Source organism: Sporolactobacillus vineae DSM 21990 = SL153, assembly GCF_000377985.1.
Taxonomy (GTDB): Bacteria; Bacillota; Bacilli; order Bacillales; family Sporolactobacillaceae; genus Sporolactobacillus; species Sporolactobacillus vineae.
The window spans coordinates 43,854-51,209 of sequence record NZ_KB899054.1 but is presented as its reverse complement, the minus strand read 5'-3'; the positions used below and the strand labels follow the sequence as shown (position 1 = coordinate 51,209).

The following is a 7,356-nucleotide window of genomic DNA, read 5'->3' as shown; positions in this document are numbered from 1 at the left end:
AAGGGTTGCCGGACTTCAATTTTGATGGATCCGCAAACCAGCAAGAGTGGCGTGTCGGCTGTCGTTTCGCGAGAAACAGCGGTCCATTGGTTCTTTGCCGTTTCCTGTGATTGGGCAGCAGCCCTGCGGCGCAGTTTCTTATGCCAGTAACGAAATTGTTTTACAGGTATCTCTTGGGACCGGCACCATTGCGCCCCATTCAGGCCGCTGGCTTCGAAGGCTTCAATACGGTTCTTTCCATAACAAATCTCGGTCGTTCAAGGTCATGAGATTCATCTCCATCCTCTTTAATGAATGTATTATCCCATGATCCGGGTGACGATCCTAGGTGTCCATTATTTGACGCTTACGGTTCAAGGGAATAGGTCTAATGTAAGAGTTGCCTTGTGCTGTCTTTGAATTAGTGTTTTTTGTCGCTGATTCTTGAAATGGAGCAGCTATCTTCAATGGAAGAAAATTGCGGAGATATTGAAGACGAGATATGGGGTAAGACATGACTGATAACCTTGATAAGGCTAATGAAATAGTGGAGCGAAAAAGTAAAATTGTAAAAGCAATGACAGATGTTGAATGCGATATTGTCATTGCAGAAGAACAGGCTAGCATTACAAATCACACAAAATTGCCACTATCTAGATTGACGGCGCTTGGAACTGCTTTTGAACCTTTGGCGGCGGCGTTCCAAAAGGTTATAAATGGAAAGCAAGTTAAAAGCGGTTACATGGTAAAGGTTCCAATAAAAGGGCACCTGGCGGAATTTCAACAACATGCCGGAAATTTAGGTACTGTTTTAAATGAGAAAAACCAAAGCGATGGTTTTGATTTGATGCAAGAGCAAGTTGAATTGTTAGGAATCTATATTTACCACTCTATTTTTGAGGAGATGATGAACATGCGCGAACAGACGGGAATGTGGGAGCAAGCGCTCAAAATGATTGCGGGGGAAGTCAGACCCGTAGAGTACGGTACATGGTTCAATAAAACAACGGCGACTTACGATGGTGTGCTGTTCATTGTGACTTGTCCCAATGCTTTTACGAAAGAATGGCTTTATGAGCACTATTCCAATGTAATTCTAAATGCCGTAGAAAAGGTAACCGGGAATGATAAAGTGAAGATTGGATTGCGATCATTCGATCCGCCGCCGGCTGAACCCATTGATAAATCTCGTGTTGTGCTGATCGATGAATAGTTCGGAAAAGGTGGAAGGACACGTAAAGAAAATACGCATCGTCTCTAATAATCTTGCTTGGACCGGCGCCGCTCTTAACGGAGGAAGTGGAGCAGCATTTAACGATTGCTTCGAATGGTCGCGTCTGGTTTTCCGGCTATAATTTTGGTGAGGAAGGTCGATATGTGCGCGGCCGTACAAGTAATTTTCATCTTAACTCAGAAGTCGCCAATCGCATCCTGACCGTCGTTGGCAAATACTTCAGTCATGATTATGAGTCGGTCTTTGCTACGGACATTGGCAATTGGGAGCTGCTCATCACCAACAGCCAAGGAAAAACGTATACATTCAAAGGTTCCCTGTGCGAGGGGCTTGTCGTTGATGGCGCCGATTTGTCCGACCTTATCCGTGATACGCTTGATATGCCGGATTTGTTTGTTTTTGACGGGAAAGACAAGCCGGATCGAGTGAACAGAATTGCAATTGATTATCACTGGATAACAAAGATTAAATGTTATGTTCCCATTAATGATAAGGCAGATGCCGTGACCTGGGACTACTCGGAGAAATTGATACTCGACAGGAGCACCGATACACTTGAACATACTCAACACATAGGATCCGGTTGTACCGTTTCCCGAAACTATTATGTTTAGGGTCGGATCACCCGGTTCCTTGATGATCTCGATGCTGATATTCTCTTTGATGGACCATCGGGAGATCCCCCGGACGTGATTGATGATCCTGATGAAACAAAAAAGTATCGTATTGTTGTAGATTTTTATAAAAAGCCGTCGCTTGTTTTGACCGGAACCCATGATAAAAACGAATTGCCGGGAAATTGGTCGGATTTAATGGAACGCATCCTCTCATTCATTCGCTTTTACGGATTAGGCGAAATCCTCGACCCATCCATTTTTAAAGATAAAAAACGCAGAACATCGGACTATATCTATTGCAGTGTATCATTCAGCGATGACAGTCGTACCTACTATTACCAAACCAAGGACGAGCGCATTAAAGTGGGAGATCAGGTGATTGCGCCTGTTGGATCAGACAACACGAAGCGTATCGCTGTCGTCGAAAAAATCGAATTCTTCCAGGCAGCCGAAGTACCGTTTCCTTTGGACAAGACAAAGCATATTATTAGAAAGCACTATGAAAAGGAATAACGTACGTTTTTGAATACAAATGAAGGCGTGTTGTACCTTAAGAGATCTTAGGGGAACCAGTCAATACCATTTTGAGCTCGTGTGTCGTAACTAAGACTTTGAATATAATTGTAATATTTTTGCTTTTTTTGATATGATTTATTTAAAAAAGTGAAATGGTACGCACCGTAAACTACATGGTTGCTTTAATTGACGATGAAGTGGCCCGGCTTTTTGTGACTAACGGCCTTGATGAAGCCCTCACCTTCAACTACGGCGAGGGATCGAATGACTCGCAGCAAAAAATTGATGGCGAAGCCAAGACAAAAATAATCAAACTAGCCTGCAGACTTGCACTCAAAGGCTAGTTTGCGCTAGACATTACATTTGTTAGAACAGGAATGCAAAGTCATCCTGAATCCCTGTTAAAAGGACGCTGTCGGTGGTTAAAAAAACGGACTTATGCCCACCGCGATGACTACGTGGCCAAAATATGGTGGCTACGATGCACTCACTGAAGGTTATCATTGAAAAAATGCGTTCTGAAAAACTGGTTTATTAAAATATAGTTTTTAAGTAGAGTAAAGAAATTCAATTAAAGTGGAAAATCAATTAGAGTAGGAGTTTGGAGCATTTATGAAGAAGATTAAGGTAGATACTTATAAATTAGACAGAGTTTCAACTCGAATGGCGAAAGATTTCGGAACGATCCCTAACGGACAAGAAGGGCGTTATGCATACCCTCTTTCGGTAATGGAAGGCAACATGTTGAAGCTTCATCGTCAGGAAACTAATCGCTCAAGTCGAGAAGCATTAACCGCTATTCGAATGGCATTACTAACCGTAGATGGATATATAAAACAAGTTGAGTACGATTTTAGCAGTCATGCTAATTCAGAAAATCAGGCCTTGTTGCAAGGACTTCTTATGGGTTTTGACCCTTTTACCAACAGACAAGTTCATGAAGTAGTAATTGGGGAAACCAATGCTTTCGATGCTCAAAAATACTTCATGATACCGATAAAATGCTTGTTAAGGATTGAAAAATCGATTAAACACTGGACGAAATATCTAGGGCCTACCGGTTATTTTACCTTTATTGAGAATCAAATGGGGCAATTGATAGAGGAGGATGATGTAATGAATTTTGCTGTTTTAACCGAAGAAGAGCAGCCATGAGTACTTTTTTATTGAAAGGGAAAGTGCAAATGAAAGCACCTTAATTTCATCTGATATCGGAGTGTGTTTTTATTAGACAAAATTCTGTGAAAAAGCGTGAAAAATGTCTTTCATAAGACCAATGAAGGACAATAACTCCTTTGGGAAAACAGAAGAAAGGCGTCACATGGTGCCACCTTCTCTTTTTTATCTGAGTAAAAAGAAAGAGTCAAACGTATGTAGCTGACAAAATTTTATATTTTGAGAATGAAGGTTAAAATTGTAGCAGTAATCGTATAAGGGGAGAAAAAAGCATGCCTAAAATTGGAAGAAATGATTTATGCCCTTGCGGAAGCGGTAAAAAATACAAAAAATGCTGTATGGAAAAAGATAAACAATTGATGGCGAAACAAATTGTAAGGAATCCTCTTCATAGGTTTTTAACCTATGAAGAGGTGAACGAACGAAGTACCGATGAAATCATTCAAAAGTTACGGGAATTTGGTATTCCCTTTAAACAGGAAGCATTTTTAAAAGATGTTGAAAAGTTCTACTCTGCTGAAGATCTTTCGGAGGATTGGTTTCATCAATATACGGTTACTGCAAGAGGTAGAGATGAAGACTTTCCTTGGCTGGCGGCCTGGGTTTTATGGGAAAGATTGGCTCCGGCAAAAAATCGATCCATGGAACAAATGGGTGACTTGATTGACAGGGGGGATAAGTATTTAGATGAAAATGACTCAACATCTGCATGTGATACATGGTTGACAGTCTGGGAGGCAATAAAGGACAGGATCGACCCTGAATTCCAGAACTTAGATTATCTGGACAAGCACTACAAGGGCAGCTTTTTTATTCGGGATTTTTGCCAGGATCTAGAAGCTGAACTTCATAATGCGGGGTTGGATAAGCCTGTTTATTTTGAAAAAAGAATAAATTATTGTCATGAGTTTTGTCGCTATTTTCCCAAAGAAAGTGAGATAATTCATAGTATGCGGCGTGCCATTGCGGAGTCTTTCGCTGAATTAGGCCAATATGAGAAGGCTGAGTCCGAGTTTGCGAAGTTAGTGCAAGATTTTCCCGACAATCCCTGGGGCTATATCGGCTGGGGAGATTTATTCTTCTCTGGAAAAAAGAAGGATGTTCATAAAGCACGAGAACGATACGAAAAGGGCTTAACAATTGCCAGGGATTCAATGGATATTGAAGCAATAAAAGAGAGGCTGGATGATTTAAAGGAAGAACGATAAACATCATGTTTTTTACAGGATGTGGCTTATTGTATTTACAAACGTGAATGGAAGGGTAAAATGAACGTTAATCCTGATAAGATAGGAAAGAATGTTCTGTTTGCGGCAGTGTTTTTAATCCTACTGGCGCGGGAAAAAATGAACTTGTAAATTAAAAAAGTTAATAATCCTTGATTTAAAAGAGCTATAAATGCAAGAAACTTGCCCCCCCATGTCATTTATCCGGGGGGGGTTATATATGATAGAAGAATAGTATGGCGGATCCAATACATGTAACTCCTGGCTCTTTCCTGATCGATATTTTCCTGATCGTCGTTTCTATTATTCTAACCTGTCATTTAACGATAAGGTTTAAAAACAACAGTTGAGGAGGAACTGACACACAAAAAGGACTTGATCCAGACGGGGGCATTAACATTATTTTTTCCTCTGAATACATTACAGGTAAATGGCCTAAAGAGGTGTAATCATGGATTCAAAGTCCTTCGATTTCGGAGCAGAAATCAAGTGTGAAGAAGTCCCCAACACATTTCCACCCCAGCAGCAGACCAGACAACCTGGCCTGGAATATTTAATGATCCCTCGACCTGTTTATGATAACCCGAACTATATTGGAACCGGAAAGATGAAGAACCAGGTTGCCATTATCAGTGGAGGTGACAGCGGAATTGGCAGAGCAGTAGCGGTAGCGTTCGCAAAAGAAGGCGCAGATCTGGTCCTTGCCTATTTCGATGAACATGAAGATGCCAGAGAAACAAAGCAGGCCGTTGAGCAGCTGGGACAGCGTTGTCTCTTACTTCCGGGGGATTTACGTAACAAAGAGCACTGTAAGTATGTCATCTCCAGCACCCTTGAAACGTTTGGCAGAATAGATATCCTGGTCAATAATTTAGCGGTTCAGTTTGTCCAAAACCATTTTGTAGATATAAGTGACGAGCAGTGGCATATCACGTTTGACACCAATATACATCCTTTTTTTTACATGACAAAGGCTGCCCTTCCTCATATGCATGCAGGAAGCAGCATCATTAATACCACATCGATTAATGCTTATATTGGCCGTAAGGATTTGATCGATTATACGACGACGAAAGGGGCAATTGTCAGCTTTACACGGGCGCTTGCCAATAACATCGTCGACCAGGGAATTCGAGTGAATGCTGTTGCTCCGGGACCCATCTGGACGCCACTGATTCCGGCATCGTTTACACCTGATATGGTGAAAACGTTTGGAAGTAACGTCCCAATGAAACGTGCGGGTCAGCCATACGAACTGGCCCCAGTCTATGTGCTGCTCGCTTCAAGTGACGGCTCGTATATCACGGGACAGACCATTCATATTAACGGTGGCGGTTTTGTCGCTTCATAATCGGTAAAAGGATGTTAATGCTGTAAGACAATTCGTTATGGGATGATAATCTGTTTTGGGAGGCGGGCTTTTTATATTGCTGTAACGGTTATTGAACCTGTCAAGCAGTTGATACCAGCCTCCTCTTTGCTGATCGATAAAATTGGTCCAGCAATAGGCAAATAGATCATTATACAGATACAGACTGCTGCGATCATATACGGCAAGAAGTGCTGATGCGCCTAACGCTTCTGCCATGACCCAGTAATACTTATCCGAATCGATGATGTTGCCCTCAGGAGCCATACTAAAGTAAATCCCTCCGTTCTCACGGTCTAATCCCAGACGAAGCGCGCAACGAAATAAGGATTTTGCCATCGGTACACGCCAACTTCCGGGTTCAAGCTGTTCCATAAGCAGCAGCAGCTTGCTCCATTCGATGGAATGACCCAAAATAAAGCCATAAGGACGCAGCTCACTTTTCGTCACGCCCAAATGGTACGTCCAATCGATGGTCCAATCCTCATGATAGTGCTCCCAGATGAGGCCTCCTGATTGGGGAATAAGACGAAACATGACCGATTCAGCAATGCGTTTGGCCCGATCAAGATAACGCCTGTTCCCGGTGGCCTGATAGGCGGTCATCATGGCTTTACATAGATGCATATTGGCATTCTGTCCACGATAGGGAGATATTTCGGACCAGTCGGCTGAGATTTCATCAAGATAAAGCCCCTCTTTTTCCCTCCAAAAATAGCGTTCTAATACATCGAATGTATCGGCGATCATGGGAAAAGCGGAAGAGATGCCTGCTCTTGTTGCCATAGCTGCGGCTAACAGAACAAAGGCATGGCCATATGCTTTTTTCGTTGAATCAGTGACACATTGGCCTTTCAATTCCCAGTAATATCCACCATGGACGGGATCGTGTTGATGATTCAGCAAAAATGAAATGCCGTGCTCTGCCAGTTGCCGGTACTCCCGGGCAGGACGCAACATTGATGCCACACTGAAGATAAACAAAAATCTTGCCTGACCTACAAGCTGCTTTGTTTCATAATCACATATTGTTCCGTCATCAAGAAAGCAGTTGATATATCCGCCATGAACACGATCTATACATCGAGTTGCATAAAAGTTAACCGTATCAAAGATATGCTGTTTTAGAAAATGGGCTGATGTAAAGTCCGGAAATTTCTGCTTCAATTTAGCCCCCTCCCCGTATAAGCTACTTTATGAAGCCGCTCTGACACATAGTATGGAGGCAGGATAAAAGAA

At 42.3% G+C, this 7,356-nt stretch carries 8 protein-coding genes; 6 read left to right on the top strand and 2 right to left on the bottom strand.

Features of this window, described 5'->3' with window-relative positions; genetic code table 11:
- Positions 1-227 (bottom strand): IS66 family insertion sequence element accessory protein TnpA (gene tnpA, locus D889_RS15980; protein WP_428834904.1); only part of this gene is annotated, 227 nt, incomplete at its 3' end.
- A gap of 266 nt (positions 228-493) precedes the next feature.
- Here tnpA and D889_RS0112200 point away from each other — a divergent pair.
- From D889_RS0112200 to D889_RS0112170, 6 genes are all read left to right on the top strand, one after another.
- Entirely contained in the window at positions 494-1,192 is a 699-nt protein-coding gene (locus D889_RS0112200) for a DnaA N-terminal domain-containing protein (protein WP_010632164.1), read from the top strand.
- A gap of 86 nt (positions 1,193-1,278) precedes the next feature.
- On the top strand, positions 1,279-1,827 hold the full coding sequence (locus D889_RS15270) for a hypothetical protein (RefSeq protein ID WP_051077508.1): 549 nt from the start codon (positions 1,279-1,281) through the stop codon (positions 1,825-1,827).
- A 75-nt stretch (positions 1,828-1,902) separates the two neighbouring features.
- Positions 1,903-2,343, top strand: coding sequence for a hypothetical protein (locus D889_RS15265; protein ID WP_018962366.1), 441 nt, complete (start codon positions 1,903-1,905; stop codon positions 2,341-2,343).
- 615 nt (positions 2,344-2,958) lie between these two features.
- Entirely contained in the window at positions 2,959-3,501 is a 543-nt protein-coding gene (locus D889_RS0112185; RefSeq protein ID WP_010632162.1) for a hypothetical protein, read from the top strand.
- A 293-nt stretch (positions 3,502-3,794) separates the two neighbouring features.
- Positions 3,795-4,730 carry an SEC-C metal-binding domain-containing protein gene (locus D889_RS0112180; RefSeq protein ID WP_010632161.1) on the top strand — a complete coding sequence of 312 codons (936 nt, stop codon included), beginning with the start codon at positions 3,795-3,797 and terminating at the stop codon, positions 4,728-4,730.
- A 469-nt stretch (positions 4,731-5,199) separates the two neighbouring features.
- The gene (locus D889_RS0112170) at positions 5,200-6,099 is read left to right on the top strand and encodes an SDR family oxidoreductase (RefSeq protein ID WP_010632160.1); all 900 of its coding nucleotides are present in this window, start codon (positions 5,200-5,202) and stop codon (positions 6,097-6,099) included.
- Here the strand turns inward: D889_RS0112170 and D889_RS0112165 are convergent.
- A complete protein-coding gene (locus tag D889_RS0112165) occupies positions 6,094-7,284 on the bottom strand; it encodes an AGE family epimerase/isomerase (RefSeq protein WP_010632159.1) in 1,191 nt (396 codons plus the stop codon). The two genes, D889_RS0112170 and D889_RS0112165, sit on opposite strands and share 6 nt — an antisense overlap.
- Positions 7,285-7,356 lie beyond the last annotated feature (72 nt).